Origin of the sequence: Microbispora rosea (assembly GCF_900156315.1) — a bacterium.
GTDB classification, from domain to species: Bacteria; Actinomycetota; Actinomycetes; order Streptosporangiales; family Streptosporangiaceae; genus Microbispora; species Microbispora rosea.
This window is the reverse complement of sequence record NZ_FTNI01000025.1, coordinates 24,244-41,782: the sequence shown is the minus strand read 5'-3', so window position 1 is coordinate 41,782 and position 17,539 is coordinate 24,244. Positions and strand designations below refer to the sequence as shown.

The 17,539-nt window shown below is 71.5% G+C and carries 20 protein-coding genes, 2 tRNA genes and 1 other RNA gene; 11 read left to right on the top strand and 12 right to left on the bottom strand.

From position 1 onward, the window contains the following. Nucleotides 1-56 precede the first annotated feature (56 nt). The 5 genes from BXA11_RS29605 to upp form a co-directional block, all read right to left on the bottom strand. Complete coding sequence (locus BXA11_RS29605; RefSeq protein WP_036406927.1) at nucleotides 57-1,379, bottom strand: helix-turn-helix domain-containing protein; 1,323 nt, start codon at nucleotides 1,377-1,379, stop codon at nucleotides 57-59. Between the two features lie 138 nt (nucleotides 1,380-1,517). Then, nucleotides 1,518-2,048, bottom strand: a complete 531-nt coding sequence (locus tag BXA11_RS29600; RefSeq protein ID WP_030508643.1) for a PH domain-containing protein — start codon at nucleotides 2,046-2,048, stop codon at nucleotides 1,518-1,520. Then, nucleotides 2,045-2,221 carry a hypothetical protein gene (locus tag BXA11_RS43350; RefSeq protein WP_156080953.1) on the bottom strand — a complete coding sequence of 59 codons (177 nt, stop codon included), beginning with the start codon at nucleotides 2,219-2,221 and terminating at the stop codon, nucleotides 2,045-2,047. Before BXA11_RS43350 ends, BXA11_RS29600 begins: the two co-directional genes overlap by 4 nt. Before the next feature lie 75 nt (nucleotides 2,222-2,296). Continuing rightward, entirely contained in the window at nucleotides 2,297-2,515 is a 219-nt protein-coding gene (locus tag BXA11_RS29595; RefSeq protein ID WP_030508644.1) for a hypothetical protein, read from the bottom strand. A 175-nt stretch (nucleotides 2,516-2,690) separates the two neighbouring features. Further along, the gene (gene upp, locus BXA11_RS29590) at nucleotides 2,691-3,329 is read right to left on the bottom strand and encodes a uracil phosphoribosyltransferase (RefSeq protein WP_076439819.1); all 639 of its coding nucleotides are present in this window, start codon (nucleotides 3,327-3,329) and stop codon (nucleotides 2,691-2,693) included. A gap of 138 nt (nucleotides 3,330-3,467) precedes the next feature. On the opposite strand from upp, the gene BXA11_RS29585 reads away from it, so the two are divergent. The 4 genes from BXA11_RS29585 (at nucleotide 3,468) to BXA11_RS29570 (ending at nucleotide 5,088) form a co-directional block, all read left to right on the top strand. Continuing rightward, entirely contained in the window at nucleotides 3,468-3,956 is a 489-nt protein-coding gene (locus BXA11_RS29585; protein ID WP_030508646.1) for a tRNA adenosine deaminase-associated protein, read from the top strand. A 15-nt stretch (nucleotides 3,957-3,971) separates the two neighbouring features. Beyond that, nucleotides 3,972-4,454: a tRNA adenosine deaminase-associated protein gene (locus BXA11_RS29580; protein WP_030508647.1), complete on the top strand. Its 483-nt coding sequence runs from the start codon at nucleotides 3,972-3,974 to the stop codon at nucleotides 4,452-4,454. A 32-nt stretch (nucleotides 4,455-4,486) separates the two neighbouring features. Further along, nucleotides 4,487-4,942, top strand: coding sequence for a tRNA adenosine(34) deaminase TadA (gene tadA / locus BXA11_RS29575; RefSeq protein WP_076439937.1), 456 nt, complete (start codon nucleotides 4,487-4,489; stop codon nucleotides 4,940-4,942). Between the two features lie 61 nt (nucleotides 4,943-5,003). After that, nucleotides 5,004-5,088: transfer RNA gene (locus tag BXA11_RS29570), tRNA-Ser, on the top strand. 79 nt (nucleotides 5,089-5,167) lie between these two features. Here the strand turns inward: BXA11_RS29570 and BXA11_RS29565 are convergent. From BXA11_RS29565 to ypfJ, 4 genes are all read right to left on the bottom strand, one after another. Next, nucleotides 5,168-6,370, bottom strand: a complete 1,203-nt coding sequence (locus tag BXA11_RS29565; protein WP_076439817.1) for a tetratricopeptide repeat protein — start codon at nucleotides 6,368-6,370, stop codon at nucleotides 5,168-5,170. Next, nucleotides 6,364-7,692: an ATP-binding protein gene (locus BXA11_RS29560; RefSeq protein ID WP_076439816.1), complete on the bottom strand. Its 1,329-nt coding sequence runs from the start codon at nucleotides 7,690-7,692 to the stop codon at nucleotides 6,364-6,366. Before BXA11_RS29560 ends, BXA11_RS29565 begins: the two co-directional genes overlap by 7 nt. A 94-nt stretch (nucleotides 7,693-7,786) precedes the next feature. After that, the gene (locus BXA11_RS29555) at nucleotides 7,787-8,083 is read right to left on the bottom strand and encodes a type II toxin-antitoxin system VapB family antitoxin (protein ID WP_030508651.1); all 297 of its coding nucleotides are present in this window, start codon (nucleotides 8,081-8,083) and stop codon (nucleotides 7,787-7,789) included. A gap of 55 nt (nucleotides 8,084-8,138) precedes the next feature. Further along, the gene (gene ypfJ / locus BXA11_RS29550; protein ID WP_030508652.1) at nucleotides 8,139-8,996 is read right to left on the bottom strand and encodes a KPN_02809 family neutral zinc metallopeptidase; all 858 of its coding nucleotides are present in this window, start codon (nucleotides 8,994-8,996) and stop codon (nucleotides 8,139-8,141) included. 133 nt (nucleotides 8,997-9,129) lie between these two features. On the opposite strand from ypfJ, the gene BXA11_RS29545 reads away from it, so the two are divergent. After that, complete coding sequence (locus BXA11_RS29545) at nucleotides 9,130-10,668, top strand: dolichyl-phosphate-mannose--protein mannosyltransferase (RefSeq protein ID WP_239105218.1); 1,539 nt, start codon at nucleotides 9,130-9,132, stop codon at nucleotides 10,666-10,668. A gap of 8 nt (nucleotides 10,669-10,676) precedes the next feature. On the opposite strand, the gene BXA11_RS29540 is transcribed toward BXA11_RS29545, so the two are convergent. Both BXA11_RS29540 and BXA11_RS29535 read right to left on the bottom strand, forming a co-directional pair. Further along, complete coding sequence (locus tag BXA11_RS29540; RefSeq protein WP_076439814.1) at nucleotides 10,677-11,534, bottom strand: MBL fold metallo-hydrolase; 858 nt, start codon at nucleotides 11,532-11,534, stop codon at nucleotides 10,677-10,679. A 10-nt stretch (nucleotides 11,535-11,544) separates the two neighbouring features. After that, nucleotides 11,545-12,393, bottom strand: a complete 849-nt coding sequence (locus BXA11_RS29535; RefSeq protein ID WP_076439812.1) for a LysR family transcriptional regulator — start codon at nucleotides 12,391-12,393, stop codon at nucleotides 11,545-11,547. Between the two features lie 105 nt (nucleotides 12,394-12,498). On the opposite strand from BXA11_RS29535, the gene BXA11_RS29530 reads away from it, so the two are divergent. After that, entirely contained in the window at nucleotides 12,499-13,224 is a 726-nt protein-coding gene (locus BXA11_RS29530) for an SDR family oxidoreductase (protein ID WP_076439810.1), read from the top strand. A gap of 67 nt (nucleotides 13,225-13,291) precedes the next feature. On the opposite strand, the gene BXA11_RS29525 is transcribed toward BXA11_RS29530, so the two are convergent. After that, nucleotides 13,292-13,377: transfer RNA gene (locus tag BXA11_RS29525), tRNA-Ser, on the bottom strand. Nucleotides 13,378-13,463: 86 nt separating this feature from the next. Here BXA11_RS29525 and ffs point away from each other — a divergent pair. The 5 genes from ffs (at nucleotide 13,464) to BXA11_RS29500 (ending at nucleotide 17,461) form a co-directional block, all read left to right on the top strand. Then, nucleotides 13,464-13,559, top strand: an RNA gene (gene ffs, locus BXA11_RS29520) — signal recognition particle sRNA small type. A 43-nt stretch (nucleotides 13,560-13,602) separates the two neighbouring features. After that, nucleotides 13,603-15,807: a DNA polymerase III subunit gamma and tau gene (locus BXA11_RS29515; RefSeq protein WP_076439808.1), complete on the top strand. Its 2,205-nt coding sequence runs from the start codon at nucleotides 13,603-13,605 to the stop codon at nucleotides 15,805-15,807. Between the two features lie 177 nt (nucleotides 15,808-15,984). Continuing rightward, nucleotides 15,985-16,335 carry a YbaB/EbfC family nucleoid-associated protein gene (locus tag BXA11_RS29510; RefSeq protein WP_030508658.1) on the top strand — a complete coding sequence of 117 codons (351 nt, stop codon included), beginning with the start codon at nucleotides 15,985-15,987 and terminating at the stop codon, nucleotides 16,333-16,335. Between the two features lie 3 nt (nucleotides 16,336-16,338). Continuing rightward, nucleotides 16,339-16,938 carry a recombination mediator RecR gene (recR, locus tag BXA11_RS29505; RefSeq protein WP_076439806.1) on the top strand — a complete coding sequence of 200 codons (600 nt, stop codon included), beginning with the start codon at nucleotides 16,339-16,341 and terminating at the stop codon, nucleotides 16,936-16,938. Continuing rightward, nucleotides 16,931-17,461, top strand: coding sequence for a DUF5063 domain-containing protein (locus BXA11_RS29500; RefSeq protein ID WP_030508660.1), 531 nt, complete (start codon nucleotides 16,931-16,933; stop codon nucleotides 17,459-17,461). Before recR ends, BXA11_RS29500 begins: the two co-directional genes overlap by 8 nt. Nucleotides 17,462-17,539: the final 78 nt, after the last annotated feature.

The following is a 17,539-nucleotide window of genomic DNA, read 5'->3' as shown; positions in this document are numbered from 1 at the left end:
TGGTAGACCCTCATTATTCCAGAGCCTCCAGAACAAGTCCGGAGCCCCAGGGGAGGCTATCGAGCGAGCACCGTCGTGGTCATGGAGCCCGGTATGTTCACGCGGATTCCGACCGCTTCCAGGGCTCTACGATATGCCCCTGACTGCCGGTCGAGGGCACCGGCCTGTCCCCACAGGTCGCCGAGCATGCGCCAGGCCCGGGCGGTCTCCCGGTCGGGCGCCTCGTCGTCCAGCAGGTCGTGAGCACGACCGAGCGCGGCAGCCGGATCTTGGGACCGTGCCAACGCGATCTCGGCCAGGACCATGTTCGCGGTCGCCGCGGTGGTCCCCTTGGCGCCGTCCAATAGATCCAGTGCCTCACCGGCGAGTGCGGCTGCGGATTCCGCGTCTCCGGTCCGGAATCGTACGAAACCCAGCACCACAAGGCTCCGCGCGTGGTTCTGCCGCTCGGCCGGGAAGCCCGCGAAGACGTCCACCGCGGACTTCGCCAGGTCGTTGGCTCGATCCAAATCGGCACCTTCGGGATCCGCCGCGGTGATGCGAGCCCAGTGCATCGCGATGCGCGCACGGCGCACGGCGATCCGGGCCGGACGGCCCGCCGCGAGGGCGTCCTCCGCGAGCTGCACGGCCAGGGCCGAGTCCTCGCCTTCGGCTGCCGTGACGCTGGCCTGCCACAGCGCGAGGATCTCCGTGCTGCGGTCGCTCGCGTGCGCCGGACCCGCGGCCGACAGCACCCGCTCGACGTACGGCAGGCCGGTCTCGACCTCCACCAGCGCCAGCGCCAGCTCGACGGCCAACTCGCCCTCGATCACGCCGAGCCGGTCGATCTGGCCGAGCGCCTGGGCGCCGAGGTCGCGCGCCCGCAGCCGGTCGCCGGCCCGCTGGTAGCAGCGGCACAGCGCCACCGTCAGCGGCAGGTCGGCGAGGCGCTCGGGGTGCGCGGCGGCCTCGCGGCGCAGCCGCTCGTACGCCTCGACGGCCCGGCCGATGCGGCCCTGGGCCTCCAGCGCCCGCGCCACACCGAGGCGTGCGTGGGCGGCCAGCATGGCGTTGTCCTCACCCGCCGCCTTGACGATCTCGCCGAAGCGGTCGGCCGCCACGGCGGGATCGCCGTGATACAGCTCGAGCTCGGCATGTCGCAGGCCGAGCTCGGTGTCGATGCGCTGCCGGGGTTCTATCCCGTGGAGCAGGAACTCGGTGGTGCAACCGAGCCGCTCGGCGAGTAACCGGGCAACGACCGGTGTGGGCGTCCGCTTTCCGGACTCAATGAGTGAGACGTAACTGTCGGACAGGTCGGGTCCGGCCAACTGGGCCTGTGACATGCGCCTGCTCAACCGCAATCCGCGGACGCGGTCGCCGATGGTTCCCTGACTCGGCATCTGGTCTCTCAGGGCGGGGGAAGGGTCAATAGTGTCGCCATAATGGCACGAAGCGACCGAATCGTGTAACCCTCCGTCAAGAATCACGACGGTGAAGGTTCGATCACGGTGTCGAGATATCGGACGGTGGACCGTCGGTCAGTCGTCGTCTCCGTCCTTGCTGGGGAAGATCATCTGACAGACCTCGAGGTACAACGTCTCCGGATAGGGGATGTGGGGGACGGTGCGCAGGGCCTGATCCTGGCCGGCCGACTCCATCACGAACTCGCCGTAGCCGAGCATGCGGCCGAGGAGCGAGCGCTGGAAGCTCATGTCGGTGACCTTGCTCAGGGGCATCATCGCGACCTTGCGCGTGATGAGGCCCGTGGTGAGAAGCATGCGCTGGGAGGTGACGACGAAGTAGTCGACCGACCACTCCGCGACCTTCCAAACGAATCGAACCAGCAGGAGGAGCCAGGCCCACCAGACGAGGGCGAGGGCCTGGCTTGCGCCGTTGTCGCTCAGGAACTTGCTGAGGACTCCGGCGAGGATGAGGCCGCCGAAGATCTCGGCGATAGGGCGCAGGAGGACGGCGGGGTGACGCCGGACCATGATGACTTGTTGTTCGTGGGGGAGGAGGTAACGGTTGACCGACGACGGGGCCGAGTCCCCGTGGGTCACAAGTCTCATGTCAGGGTGGCGAAGAACTGCGCCATCGAGTCGGCCGCGCTGATGATTCCGTTGAAGGCCCCGTGGACCGTCTGAGCCGCGTCAGTCGGTCTCGTGAGCAGGTAGAAGCCCGCCGACACGATGAGCGTCCACTTGATGACTTTCTTCGCCTGCACCGCCGTCACCACTCCCATGACCAATACATTACCCAGACGCCCCGTTTGGTAAAGCGGCTAATCGCCAACGGGTTTTCGTGATCGTGACGGCCGTCAGCCCCGCTCCGCCGCGGCGGTCGCCAGGACCCGCAGATGCTTGCGGGCGATGCGCTCGACCAGTGCGGGGTGCGCGTGTCCGGTGACCTCGATGGCGCCGTGGTGGGCGGCCTGAACGCACCGGGTCACCGTCGCGGGAGGATGCACCTCCGCGAACTCGTCCCTGAGCAGGGCCTCGAGCTGTTCGTAGTGCTCGTCGGCCGAATGCTGGATCATCGCTCTCCCTGGTGGCGCGCCGCTCGCGAGAGCGCGAGGTGACGTCGTCATCACACTGAGTACCCTACTGGGCGCGCAGTGTAACCAGAGGTGAGATAGGGACGGACCACGCGGAAAGGAAGAGAAATCAGACCCCGGGGAAATCGCCCCCGGGGAGACGGGCGGCCGGCAGGAGTCAGACGACGCCGTACAGGCGGTCGCCGGCGTCGCCGAGGCCGGGCACGATGTAGCCGTTCTCGTTCAGCCGTTCGTCGAGGGCGGCCGTCACCACCCGGATCGGCCGGTCGCCGCCGCGGAACGCCTCGTCCAGGTATGCGATGCCCTCGGGGGCGGCCAGCAGGCAGATCGCGGTGACGTCCCGGGCGCCGCGGTCGAACAGGAAGTTGATCGCCGCGGCGAGGGTTCCGCCCGTCGCGAGCATCGGGTCGAGCACGTAGCACTGCCGGCCGGACAGGTCCTCCGGCAGTCGCGTGGCGTAGGTCTGGGCCTTGAGCGTGGACTCGTCGCGGATCATGCCCAGGAAGCCCACCTCTGCGGTCGGCAGGAGCCGGGTCATCCCGTCGAGCATCCCCAGCCCCGCGCGCAGGATCGGCACCACGAGCGGCGCGGGGCGCGCCAGCCGTACGCCGTGGGTGGGGGTGAGCGGTGTGTCGACCGTCACGTCGGTGACCCGGACGTCTCTGGTGGCCTCGTAGGCGAGCAGCGTGACCAGCTCGTCGGCCAGGCGGCGGAACGTCGGCGAGTCGGTCCGCACGTCGCGGAGAGTGGTGAGCTTGTGGGCGACGAGCGGGTGGTCGACGACGAGGGTCTCCATGGGTAGAAAAGTTACCGTCTCCTGGGCAGACTCTCGACGTCGGCTGAGTCTTTGATCACGATTTGGAGTGAGCACCGTACGGTGTGACTCCGATTCTGCGACCATTGCCTGCGTGAAGAGCGCGCGGTGGGGAAGACGATGACAGACGTGGACACACTTGACTTCGCCATCGTCGTCTATCGCGAGGAGGACCGCTGGGAGGCGGAGATGCTCCCGGTGGCGCTCACCTCGGACCTGGACGGACTCATTCACGCCCTCCGCCAGACCCCCAGCATGGGGACCACGATTGGCATGGTCGCCGTAGGGGATGACTTCTTCGTGGCGTTACGGGTCTTCGGTGAGCAGGTGGACGTCTTCCTCTCGGACATCACGGCCGCCTGGGAGTGGCCGCTGGCGCAGCAGGTCCTCGAATACCTCGACGTGCCCGTGCCCGAGGAGGAGGAGCTCGACAGCGTGCTTCCCGCCGGGGACCTGTCCATCTTCGCCGACCTCGGGCTCGACGAGATGGAGCTGGGCGCGCTGTCCGGCGACCTCGATCTGCTGCCCGACGAGGTCCTGTCCAGCATCGCCGCGCGGCTGGGCTTCTCCCAGCCGTTCGAACGCGCCGTCGACGCCGCCATCGGCTGACCTGGGGAGACGGCAATGCCCTCCAGATCCAACCTCTTCTCCGCCGGTTTCGCCCGCATCGACGGCCGCTGGGCCGGCGCCGAGGTCGATCTCGGCGAGGCCGAGATCGCCGACGACCTCAGTGACGCCCTGCAGGAGGCCCTCGGGCTCAACGGCGACGAGCTCGCGCTGCTCTGCGTCGAGGTCGAGGACGAGTGGTTCGCGATCATCCGTTATGAGGACGACCTCGACCCCCGCGTGTTCATCTCCGACGCGCACGCCGTGCAGAACGACCCCCTGGGCGAGATCTTCGCCGAGCTGGCCGGCGTCGTGGTGGACAAGGACGCGCCCGACCTCGGCATCCGTCCCGTCGGCGACCTGGAGCTGCTCGGCGACTTCTCGCTGAGCGCGGAGGAGCTCGTGGAGCTCAGCATGGAGGAGGGCGTGCTGCCCGCCGACATCCTCTCCCTCATCGCCGAACGGCTCGGCTTCGCCGACGAGCTCGACCGGCTGCGGTGACCGGCTCGCCCTCGGACGCGTACGAGGCCGCCATGCGGCTGGCGCTGGCGGAGGCCGTACGAGCGGGCGAGCGCGGCGAGGTGCCGGTCGGGGCCGTCGTGCTCGGCCCGTCACGGCCTGGGTCGGGGGCGCCGGGCGAGGTGCTCGCCGCGGCGGGCAACGACCGCGAGGCGAGCGCCGACCCCACGGCCCACGCCGAGCTGCTCGCCCTGCGCGCGGCGGCGGCGCGGATCGGCGACTGGCGGCTGACGGGCTGCACGCTCGTCGTCACGCTGGAACCCTGCACGATGTGCGCCGGGGCCGCGGTCCTCGCCCGGGTGGACCGCGTCGTGTACGGCGCGGTGGACGAGAAGGCCGGGGCCGCCGGATCGCTCTGGGACGTCCTGCGGGACCGCAGGCTCAACCACCGGCCCGAGGTGGTCATGGGCGTGCTGGCGGGCGAGTGCGCGGCCGTGCTGACCGAGTTCTTCTCGGGCCGCCGCGCCTGAGCCGGCGGGCGGAAGAAAACGGATGCACGCGCAGTGGTGTTCGTCCGGTAAGCTGCTGCGCGGTGGAGTCGCCTAGTGGCCGAGGGCGCACGCCTCGAAAGCGTGTGTAGGGCAACCTACCGTGGGTTCAAATCCCACCTCCACCGCTCGACGTGAGAGCCGCCGGTCCTGATCACAGGGGTCGGCGGCTTTCGTGCGTTCAGGGGTGCCGCCCGGCGCGGCCGGTCAGAGCGCGTTCGCCGCCCGGCTCCCGGCCAGCCGCCGTACGCCCGCCGCGACCCAGATGCCGGCCAGCCCGGCATAGGCGGTGAGCAGCGCGCCGGAGGGGGAGGACAGGGCCATCGCCAGGGCGGCGGCCAGTCCCAGGAGGACCGCCCAGCCGTACAGGACGGCCCGGCCCCGGGGTGCGCTCGTGTGCGCCGCCTCCTGCACGGGGGTGATCAGCGCCAGGACCGCCGCGCCGCCCATTCCCACGGCTTCCTGGGCGGTCGCCACGCCCGTCACGAGCAGCACCGCGCCGATGACCAGTAGGCAGCAGCACACGAGGGCCACGCGGGCCTCCGTGCCCTCGAAGAGCAGCCGGGTGGCCCTGGCCCGGGCCAGGCGCAGGGTGGTGGCCGCCTCGGCCACCCAGGCCGCCCAGTGCAGGAGCGCGATGAGGACGAACAAAGCGATGACCGGAGGCGCGACCGGCAGCAGGAACAGCATCCGCCACCCGCCGAAGAACGTGCCGCGCAGCCGCGCGAGCAGGCGATAGACGGGGTTGCGCCGCTTGAGCGCCGCCACCAGGAGGTCCCTGGCCTGGTCGAACCCCGGCGACAGGCGGAGCACCTCGCGGAACGCGCGGGCGGCCTCGCCGGGTGAGCCGAAGGCGAGCTGCGCGCGTCCGTACGCCAGGTGGGCCAGGGCGCTCTCGGGGTCGAGCCCCACGGCCCGCGCGGCGGCCTCCGTCGCCCCGGCGGCGTCGCCGAGCATGGTGAGGGCCACCGCGAGCAGGCTCGCCAGGTCGGCGTCCTCGGGCGCGAGGGCGAGCCCGTGGCGGGCCGCGTCGGCCGCCTGCGGCCACTGCTCGACGTGGATGTGCACCCGGGCCAGCAGCTCCCAGGCCGGCGCGTGCTCGGGGGCGAGCTCCAGGCACGCCCTCGTGGCGTCGGCGGCCTCCCCGGGCCGGCCCGCCCGGTAGTACGCCTGACCAGCCACGTAGTGCGGGAACCAGTGGTCCGGCGCGAGCCGTACCGTCTCCGCGGCCTCGCCGATCGCCTCGGCCGGCCTCCGCTGCTGCGCCAGCGCCACCGCGAGGAAGGCGTGCCCGTTGACGTCCTGGGGGTCCTGGGCGAGCAGGCCCCGCAGCTCCCGCTCGGCCTCCACCGGACGGTTCAGCTCCAGCAGCGTCCGCGCCCGCTCAAGCGGTGCCGCGGCGGTCACCATCTGCCTCTGCTGCCCTTCTTGCCGTCGATCCAGGGCATCAGCTCGTCCCATGCGCCGGAGTCGTTGGCGTGCAGGACGTAGTTGCGCGCCGTCCCCAGCCACTCCTTGACGGCCGTCGGTTTCGTGCCCTGGGCCACGGCGAGCAGGTCGTGGGTCGTCAGCGGGAGGGGACGGCCCGCGCTGATCGACTGGCGCAGCTTGGTCTCCACCGCGCGGTCGACCACGCCCTTGAGGTCCGCGCCCACGAAGCCGTCCGTCACCTTCGCCACCGCGTCGTAGTCCATCTCGGCCAGCGGCTTGTCGCGGCACAGGATGCGCAGGATGGCGGCGCGGGCCGAGGCGTCGGGCGGGGGCACGAACACCATCTGGTCGAACCGCCCGGGACGCCGGAACGCCACGTCGATGTACCAGGGCGCGTTGGTGGCCGCCAGCACCAGGACGCCCTCGTTGGCGTTCTCCTCCACGCCGTCGAGCTCGGCCAGGAACTGGTTGACCAGCTGCCGGGTGTGCGCCTGCCGCATGTCGGAGCGGCGCGCGGCCAGCGCGTCCACCTCGTCGAAGAAGAGCACGCACGGCCGGTTGCGGCGGGCCATCTCGAACGTGGCCCGCAGATTGCGCTCGCTGGAGCCGATGTACATGTCGAGGATGTCGGCCAGCCCGACGCTGATGAACGCCGCGCCGAGCTCGCCGGCCGCGGCCCTGGCGAGGTGGGTCTTGCCCGCGCCCGGAGGGCCGTACAGCAGCACTCCGCCGCCCGCCCGCTTGCCGAACGCGGCGAACAGCTCGGGCTGCTGGACGGGGAGCAGGAGCTTCACCCGCAGCGCCTCCTTGACCGCCTCCATGCCGGCCACGTCGGCGAACGTGACACCGGAGCGCTCGGCGTTGTCCGGGGGTGTTTCGGGCGCGTGCGGCGTGGCGGGCTGGGGCGTCAGCCGGGCGGCGAGGTCGGGGTCGGCCAGCGAGGGATCACGGGAGACCGCGTCGTGATACCGGCGCGCCGCCCCCGCCACGTCGCCCTCGCCCAGCAGCGCCCTGGCGGCGAGCAACCCGGCGCGCGGCGCGTGGCCGGGAGCCGCCAGGAGCGGTTCCAGCGCCGACAGCGCGGGGCCGTACGCACTCTGCCGCACGAAGGCCTCCGCGAGACCGGCGATGACGTCCGGGTCCTGGGGTGACAGCACGAGGGCGGCGCGGAACTCGGCCTCGGCCTCTGCGAGGTAACCCTTGGTCAGAAGCTGCTCGGCGAGGTGGCGCCGCAGGGGAAGGTTGTCCGGAGACAGCCGAGCCGCCTCGCGGAGGGCGTGGAGTCCGGCGTCGTCGAGCACTGCCCGGCTCCCTTCTTTCTAGGGCTGGTCAAGTCAAATGACCGCAAGGCTACCGAAGCAGTCAGACACTTGATCTCGCCCAGGGAGCGTCCGGCTAGTCCTGCACCTCCAGCACGCGGGCGTGCAGCACCGAGCGCTGGTGGAGGGCGGCGCGCAGGGCGCGGTGCAGGCCGTCCTCCAGGTACAGCTCGCCCTTCCACTGCACCACGTGCGGGAACAGGTCGCCGTAGAAGGTCGAGTCCTTGGCGAGCAACGAGTGCAGGTCCAGCACCGCCTTCGTGGTGACCAGTGTGTCGAGCCGGACCTGCCGGGGCGGGATCTGCGCCCACTCGCGGGACGACAGTCCGTGCTCTGGATAGGGCCGTCCGTCACCGACCAACTTAAAGATCACGGTATGTAGTTTAGGAGACGACGCAAAGGTTCGCGCCCAAGGCCCTTTTCAGGTCTCAGATGCCCCCGGAGAAGGTGTCGCAGCGCGCCGGGTCGCCCGACGAGTAGCCGTTCGTGAACCACTTCTGCCGCTGGGCGGAGGTGCCGTGGGTGAACGCGTCCGGGTTGACGCTGCCCTGGGCCTGCTCCTGGATGTGGTCGTCGCCGACCGCCGCGGCGGCGTCGAGCGCCTCCTGGATGTCGGCGTCGGTGAACGGCTCGGCGTAGAAACCGGTGTCCACCGCGTTCTTGGCCCACACGCCGGCGTAGCAGTCGGCCTGGAGTTCGAGCCGCACCGAGCCGCTCTCCGCGCCCTGGTCCTGGCCGACCCGGTTCATCGTGCCGAGCAGGTCCTGCGCGTGGTGACCGTACTCGTGGGCGATCACGTACGCCTGGGCGAACGGGCCGCCCTTGGCCCCGAACCGCGACTGCAGCTCGTCGAAGAACGACAGGTCCAGGTAGACGTGCTTGTCGGTCGGGCAGTAGAAGGGGCCGACGGAGGAGTCCGCGGCGCCGCAGCCGGTCTGCACCCCGCCGGAGAACAGCGTGGTCTTCGCCCCGGAGTACCCCTGGATCTGCTCGCTCCAGTATTTCTGGATGCTGTTGACGACGCCCACGACCCGGCACTTCTCCGACTGGTCGGCGTCGGCGCCGGTCTTGCACTGCGCGCTCAGATCGCTGGTCGGCTGCAGGCCGGCGGGGTCGTCGCCGCCGGTGATGTTGCCGGGGTTGACGCCGAAGATCAGGGCCACGATGAGGGCGATGATGCCGGCGGCTCCGCCGCCGACGGCCAGACCCCCGCCGCGGAACCCGCCTCCACGGCCGACGTCCTCGACCTGCGAGGCGTCGAGTTGCGCTCGGTCATCGAAATCCATCTGCGACGCTCCCAATGGAGTTGCCGGTGGTTGGCGGGGCTACTGCCCCGGATGGCGGTGATCATGCAGGACGGTCGCCATGCCGGATCCGTCTTGCCCTGATCTTCGCGTTTTGCCGGGTTAGGATCACCGCGTGCCTCTGACCGCACTACCCCGGCTGGTGCCGCCGATGCCGGGCGGGCGGGGGTGGCTCGGCCCGCTGGCCGTGGCCGCTTTCGGGGGATTCCTCCGGTTCTATCGTCTCGATGTCCCGCAGGCGCTCGTCTTCGACGAGCTCTATTACGCCAAGGACGCCTACTCGCTGATCAGGTTCGGGGTCGAGCGGCAGTTCGCCGACGGCGCCGACCAGGTGTTCGCCCGCGGTGGCACGGACGTGTTCAGGGCGTGCGGGACGGTCGAGGAGTGCGCCGCGTACGTCGCCCACCCCCCGCTCGGCAAATGGCTCATCGGCGCGGGAGAGTGGCTTTTCGGCGTCACGCCCTTCGGCTGGCGCTGCGTCGCCGCGCTCGCGGGCACGCTCAGCGTGCTGGTCCTGGCGCGGACCGCCCGCCGGATGACCCGCTCGACGCTTCTCGGCTGCCTCGCCGGTCTGCTGCTGGCGCTCGACGGCCTGCATCTGGTGCTGTCGCGCTCCGCGCTGCTCGACGTCTTCCTCATGTTCTGGGTGCTCGCGGGCTTCGCCTGCCTGGTCGCCGACCGCGACGCGGCCCGCGCCCGCCTGACGGAGTGGTATCGCACCTCCCCCCTGCACGGGCCGGCTCCACGGCTCGGCGCACGGCCATGGCGGCTGGCGGCCGGCGTGTGCCTGGGCGCGGCGACGGCGACCAAGTGGACCGGCCTGCTGTTCGTCGTGGCGTTCGGGATCATGACGTTCGTCTGGGACTGCGGGGCCAGGCGTGCCGTCGGCCTGCCCCGGCCCTGCCGGCAGGCGGCCCGCCTCGACTGGCCGCTCGGCCTCGCCTGGCTCGGCGCCGTGCCGGCCGTCGTGTACGTCGCGTCGTTCGCCGGATGGTTCGCCTCGGCCGGGGGATGGGGCCGCAACTGGGACCGCGCGACCGCGAACGGCTGGGCCTACTTCGTCTTCGACTCGCTTCGCTCGCTGGTGCGCTACCAGAGCCAGGTGTTCGGCTTCCACCAGGGGCTGAGCTCGCACCACGACTACCAGTCGGACCCGTGGACCTGGCCGCTGCTGCTGCGGCCGGTCGCGTTCTTCTACCGGTCGCCCGACGGCACGTGCGGCGCCGCCTCCTGCTCGCAGGAGATCCTCGGGACCGGCACCCCGGTGATCTGGTACGGCGGGCTGCTCGCGCTGATCGCGATGGTGGTCCGCTATCTGCGGACCCGCGACTGGCGGGCGGGCGCCGTCCTGCTCGCCTACGGCGCGGGATGGCTGCCGTGGTTCTACTTCGCCCTGGCCGACGACCGCACGATGTACCTGTTCTACGCGCTCCCGGCGGTGCCGTTCATGGTCCTCGGGCTCGTGCTGGCGTGCGGGCTCGTCCTCGGGCCGCCGGGCGCGCCGGCCGTGCGGCGCTCCACGGGGGCGGCGGTGGTGGGCGCGTTCACGCTGCTCGCACTGGTCAACTTCTGGTGGCTGTCGCCCGTGCTCACCGCCGTGCCCGTGCCGTACGACGTCTGGCTGAGCCGCATGCTGCTGCGCGGCTGGATCTGACCGGATCGCTAGGCGTAGACGATGAAGTCGGGATGGACGTGGACGCCGGGCCGGCCGCCGATCTCCGCCACCGCGTCGCGGATCCGCCGCAGCTGCTCCACCGTCATCTGGAGCGGCGGCTCGTCCGGCTGATACGTGGTGCGGATCGGGTAGTCCTCGCCCGGCACGCCGGTCATCTCGATGTGGCAGCCGAGAACGTGGGTGACGGGACGGGACTCGGCGAACTTCACCAGGCGGTCGATGGTCTGCTCGAACGCCGGCCAGTCGGCGACGTACAGCCGCCCGGGGTAGACGGTGTCACCGGTCAGGAGCAGGCCGGTGGCCCGATCGTAGAAGGTCACCGCCGAGCCGTGGTGCCCGGGGCTCGCCACCGCGTCCAGAACGCGGCCTCCCAGGTCGACGGTCCCGGGCACGTCGAGATCGTCGCCGAGCCCGAAGAACTCGCGTACGCGCTCCGCCGCGGGGTCCACGATCACCGTGTCCGGGCGGTCGCGGAACTGGCCGTCGCCCGCGATGTGGTCGCCGTGGCCGTGCGTGTGGGCGACGAGCAGCCCGTAGCCCTCGCGGGGGTGATCGGCCAGCCAGCGGTCCACGATCTCGTCCACCGTCCGGCGCAGCGGGAAGTACGCGGGTGAGGCGGTCGCGCCGGTGTCGAGCAGGAGGGCCCGGGCGTTCCCGAACATCAGGAACATGAAGGGCGCCTCGTAGTTGATCGCCTTGTTCTGCCGCAGGACGTATGTGTGCTCGTCATACCGGTGCACCTGGATGTCGGGGTCGGTGTTGTGCTTGGCCGACTCAGAGCCGTGGATCCACCGGACGTCGAGGTTCCCCGCACTCGGAATCGCCGGGAAGCAGATTTGTTCCATGCGCCCCAACCTAGAGACGGGTGGCGGCCCGGACCAGGCCGGCGACGGCCTGCGAGCGGCTGTGCGGCGGCCACGCGATCAACGTCGTCACCTCCGGGGCGTCCAGCACCGGCACCGCGGCGAGGCCGGAGGGCAGATAGGCCCGGGTCGACTCCGGCAGCACAGCCGCGGCCCGGCCGAGCGCGATCGTCTGAAGAAGCTGCGTATGATCGCGGACCTGCGGGCCTGGACCGTCCGGATAGGTGCCGTCGAGGTTCGGCCAGCGCGGCATCGGCAGTCCGGGCAGGGCGGTGATGTCGGCCATCAGCACGTGCGCCCGGGAGGCCAGGGAATGCCGGGCGGGCAGGACCACGATCTGACCTTCCGTGCGCAGCTCCTCGGTGTCGAACCCGGACGCCGAGTCGAAAGGCCGGTGCAGCAGCGCCACGTCGGCCCGCCCGTCGCGCAGCAGCCGCTCCTGCTCGCCGATGCCGCACAGGAGCACGTCGACGGCGACCGCGCCCGGCTCGGCGGCGTACGCGTCGAGCAGCTTCGGCAGCAGTTCGCCGGCCGCTCCGGCCTTCGTGACGAGGACCAGGCCGGGGCTGCCCGTCGCGGCGAGCGCGGTACGGCGGGTGCGGCGCTCGGCGGCCTCGACCGCGTCGAGGGCGGCCCGGCCCTCGCGCAGCAGCACCGACCCGGCCGCGGTCAGCGCGACGGAGCGGCTCGTGCGCTCCAGCAGCGTCACCCCGAGCCGCCGTTCGAGCTGCCCGATCGCCCGCGACAGCGGCGGCTGCGCGATCCCGAGCCGCTGCGCGGCCCGCCCGAAGTGCAGCTCTTCGGCGACGGTGACGAAGTACCGCAGCTCACGCGTCTCCATGCCGCCACGGTATCGCCGGAAGCGGGCGATCGATATCGGGGAGGTATCGATGCCCACCCAAACGGTGTTGGAGGTTTCGCGGTGGGCGCGGACAGGATGAGATCCATGAGCGAACAGACGATCGCGCTGGTCACCGGCGCGAACAAGGGGATCGGATACGAGATCGCGGTCGGCCTCGGCGCCCTCGGCTGGAGTGTCGGCGTCGGCGCCCGGGGTGACGAGCCCCGGGAGTCCGCGGTGGAGAAGCTGCGCGCGGCCGGTGTCGACGCGTTCGGCGTGCCGCTCGACGTGACCGACGACGCGAGCGTGGCCGCCGCCGCCAGGCTGATCGAGGAGCGCGCGGGACGTCTCGACGTGCTCGTCAACAACGCGGGGATTACCGGGGGCATGCCCCAGACGCCGACCACGGTGGACCCCGCCACGATGCGGGCGGCCGTGGAGACCAACGTGATCGGCGTCATCCGCGTCACCAACGCGATGCTGCCGCTGCTGCGCCGCTCGGCGTCGCCGCGGATCGTGAACATGTCCAGCACCGTCGGCTCTCTCACCCGGCAGACCACTCCCGGCGCCGAGACGGGCCCGATCTCCGCCGCGTACGCGCCGTCTAAGACGTTTCTCAACGCCGTCACCGTGCAGTACGCCAAGGAGCTGAGCGGCACGAACATCCTGATCAACGCCGGTTGCCCCGGCTTCTGCGCGACCGACCTCAACGGCTTCCGCGGCGTCCGTACGCCCGAGCAGGGCGCGGCGATCGCGATCCGGCTGGCGACCCTGCCCGACGACGGCCCGACCGGCGCGTTCTTCGACGACGCCGGGCACGTGCCCTGGTGAATCCGAATACGCGAAAGGCCCGGTTGGATGGACCGGGCCTTTCGCGTTTTTGCTGCTCAACCAAGCGCGGAGGATAGGAGATTCGAACTCCTGAGGGGTTGCCCCCAACACGCTTTCCAAGCGTGCGCCCTAGGCCAACTAGGCGAATCCTCCGTCGGACAGCTTAGCCCACTTTCCGGCGTGGTTTCGACTGTTGTCTCGACGGCCCGCGCACACCCGTCGAGTGGCTAGACTGTGCAGCGGACCCCTCGCGCGGCGTCATCCTGTGAACCTCCCCAGGGCCGGAAGGCAGCAAGGATAAGCGGGCTCTGGCGGGTGTGCGAGGGGTCTCTCCGTTAGCGGGGCACTCCGGCCGGGTCGACCCTCCGAGGAGGCGGCATGAGTCTTGCGCTGTACCGCAAGTACAGGCCCGGGACGTTCGCCGAGGTCAAGGGGCAGGAGCACGTCACCGACCCGCTGCGCCAGGCGTTGCGCAGCGGCCGCATCAACCACGCCTATCTCTTCAGCGGCCCGCGCGGCTGCGGCAAGACCTCCAGCGCCCGCATTCTCGCCCGGTCGCTGAACTGCGAGAAGGGCCCGACGCCCGACCCCTGCGGGGAGTGCGAGTCCTGCGTCGCGTTGGCCCCCACCGGGCCCGGCCACCTCGACGTCATCGAGATCGACGCGGCGTCGCACGGCGGCGTGGACGACGCCCGCGACCTGCGTGAGCGGGCCTTCTTCGCCCCCGTCTCGGCGCGCTACAAGATCTACATCATCGACGAGGCCCACATGGTCACCCGTGAGGGCTTCAACGCGCTGCTGAAGCTGGTGGAGGAGCCGCCGCCGCACCTCAAGTTCATCTTCGCCACCACCGAGCCGGAGAAGGTCATCGGGACGATCAAGTCCCGCACCCACCACTACCCCTTCCGGCTGATGCCGCCCGCGACCCTGCGCCGGCTCATGGAGGAGATCCTCGACTCCGAGTCCGTGCCGTACGAGCCGGCGGCGTTACCGCTGGTCGTACGGGCGGGTGCGGGATCGGCCCGGGACACCCTGTCGATCCTCGACCAGCTCCTCGCGGGCGCCGACGAGTCCGGCATCACCTACCAGCGGGCGGTGTCCCTGCTCGGCTACACCGACGGCGACCTGCTGGACGAGGTGGTCGACGCGTTCGCCAAGCGGGACGGCGCGGCCGTGTTCCAGGCCGTGCACCGGGTGATCGAGGGCGGTCACGACCCGCGCCGCTTCGCCACGGACCTGCTCGAACGCTTCCGCGACCTGGTGATCCTCTCCAACGTCCCCGAGGCCGCGGGCAGCGGCCTGCTCGACCGGCCTGCCGACGAACTGGAGCGGCTGCAGGCGCAGGCGGCGTCGATGGGCCCCGCCGAGCTGACCCGGGCGGCCGAGGTGTTCAACGCCGGGCTGACCGAGATGCGCGGCGCGACCTCCCCCCGCCTGCTGCTGGAGCTGATGTGCGCCCGCGTGCTGCTGCCCGGGGCCGACCAGGGCGAGGCCGCGCTGCTGACCCGGCTCGAACGGCTGGAGCGCGGCGCCGCGGCCGGGACCTACGCCGCCGCGCCGCAGGCTCCCCCAGCTCCACAGGTTCCCGCAGCTTCACAGGCTCCCGCGGCACCGGCACCGGCACCGGCGCCGCAGGTTCAGGCGCCTGCCGCCGCCCCCGCTGCCCCGACTGCCCCGGCCGCGGACGACTGGCCGACTCCGGTACGGCCCGGCGCCGGGACGGCGCCGCCTCCGCCGCAGGCACAGGCACAGCAGGCACAGGCGCCGGCCGCGGGCGGTGGGCCGGTGCAGCAGGCCTGGCCCCAGGTGCTCGAAGCGATCAAGAACCGCCAGCGGGTGGCCTGGATGATCCTCAACGCCCAGGGCAGGCTGCTCGGCGTCGAGGGCAACGTCGTGACCGTCGGCTTCGAGAAGCCGGGCGACGTGCAGGGCTTCCTCAAGGGCAAGCGCGACGAGGTGGTGGCCGCCGCGCTCGGCGACGTGCTCGGCGGCACCTGGCGCGTCGATGTCGTCGTCGGCGGTTCGGGCCCCGGCCCGGCCGGCCCCGCCACGCGCGGGCCGTCCGGCCCGCAGACGCCCGCGCCGCCTTCCGTGCCGCCTTCCACGCCACCTCCTGCGCCGGCGGCTCCGCCGGCCGCGGCCGCGGCCGCGGCCGCGCCCTCCGCGCCCGCGCCCGCGCCGGCGCCGGCCGCTCCCGAGGCCGCCCCGGCGTCGGAGCGGAAGGCCGCGGCACCCACCACACCCGCCGCGCCCCCCGCGACCGACGAGTCGTGGCCGGACGCGCCGTCCGACGACTACGACGCCCCGTCACCGTCACCGTCCCCGGCCTCGCGGCCCACGCCGAGCCCCGGCCTGGCCGCGGCGCGCTCGGCGGCACGGTCGGCGGCGCGGGCCGCCGCCCAGACCGGTCCCCGGCAGGCCTGGCCGGAGACGGTGCCCGGCCGCAAGGGCGGGGCCTCCCGTCCGGACGACGACGTGGACCCGCTCAACGACGACGACGCGGACGTCAGCGAGCTGTCCGGCATGGCCCTGATCCAGCGTGAGCTGGGCGGCCGCGTCATCGAGGAGATCGACCACTCCTGAGTGCCTTCCCCGCCCGAGGGACGGTCGCCGCATGGACGGAGACTGGTGGGGTAACCGGTGTCCGTCCGCCCACGACCCGGCGCGGAACACGTACGCACGCCGGTGCGGAAACCGGGGCGGACGCCGTAGGCTCGGTCGCGACGAACATGTCGCTGGACGCTGAGGAGCGCAACCATCGTGAATCCAGGGGATGTCAACCTCCAGCAGTTGCTGGAGCAGGCTCAGCTGATGCAGCAGCAGCTCGTCACCGCGCAGCAGGAGCTCAGCGACGCCGAGGTCGAGGGCAGTGCCGGAGGCGGCCTGGTCGTCGCCACCGTCAACGGCAGCGGCGAACTGCTCGATCTCGAGATCAGCCCGCTGGCCATCGACGCGAGCGACCCGGAGGAGACCGCGCAGACGATCGCGGACCTCGTGCTCGCCGCCGTGCGGGACGCCGTACGCGCCGCGGGGGAGCTGCAGCAGGAGAAGCTGGGCCCGCTCGCGCAAGGACTCGGGGGCGGCCTCGGCGGCCAGCTGCCGGGGTTCTAGAGCATGTACGAAGGGGTCGTCCAGAACCTGATCGACGAGCTCGGGCTGCTGCCCGGCGTCGGTCCCAAGAGCGCGCAGCGGATCGCGTTCCACCTCCTCGCGGCCGACCCGGCCGACGTCAAGCGGCTCGCGCACGCGCTGCTCGAAGTGAAGGAGAAGGTGCGCTTCTGCCGCGTGTGCGGAAACGTGGCCGAAGAGGACCAGTGCCGGATCTGCCGGGACCAGCGGCGTGATCCGCACGTCATCTGCGTGGTCGAGGAGTCGAAGGACGTGGTGGCGATCGAGCGGACCCGCGAGTTCCGCGGTCGCTACCACGTGCTCGGCGGGGCGATCAGCCCGATCGACGGCGTCGGCCCGGACGACCTGAAGATCCGCGAGTTGATGACCCGGCTGGCCGACGGCCAGGTGACCGAGTTGATCCTCGCGACCGACCCGAACCTCGAGGGCGAGGCGACGGCCACCTACCTGGCCAGGCTCGTCAAGCCCCTGGGATTGAAAGTGACCCGACTGGCCAGCGGTCTGCCTGTGGGCGGTGATCTCGAGTACGCCGACGAGGTCACTTTGGGCCGCGCTTTCGAAGGACGGAGGCTGCTGGATGTCTGACGAGTGGAACGACCTGGCCGCACGCGTCGCCGGACACGCGCAGAACTTCATCGACGGCCTCACCCGCCTGGCCGGCGGTGAGGGCGGCGACGCGACGCTGCCGCTTCTCCTGGTGGAGGTGGCCCAGGTCAGCCTCGCGGGCACCCAGCTCGGGGCCGCCCAGGACGTGATCCTCCAGGGCAACGTCGAACCCGCGCTGAGCGACGACCCCGACATCGACCCCCTCCGTACGGCTCTCGCCGCCCGCCTCGCCCCGGTGGACGACTACGCCGAGGTGTTCGACCCCTACAAGGACACCGTGGTCACCCCCTACCGGCTGTCCGACGACCTCACGGCGGTGGCGGCCGACCTCATCCACGGGCTGCGGCACTACCAGGCCGGCCGTCCGCTGGAGGCGCTGTGGTGGTGGCAGTACTCCTACTTCAACACCTGGGGCAACCACGCGGGCGCGGCGCTGCGGGCCCTGCAGGCGCTGGTCGCGCACACCCGGCTGGACGTGGTCGAAGAGGGCACCGCGGTCTGACCCGGCGGCGGGGCGTCCACATGCTGGTCGGTGCCGGTCTCAGTTTGGGACGTCCAAGTACACTGTGAGCTCCACGTC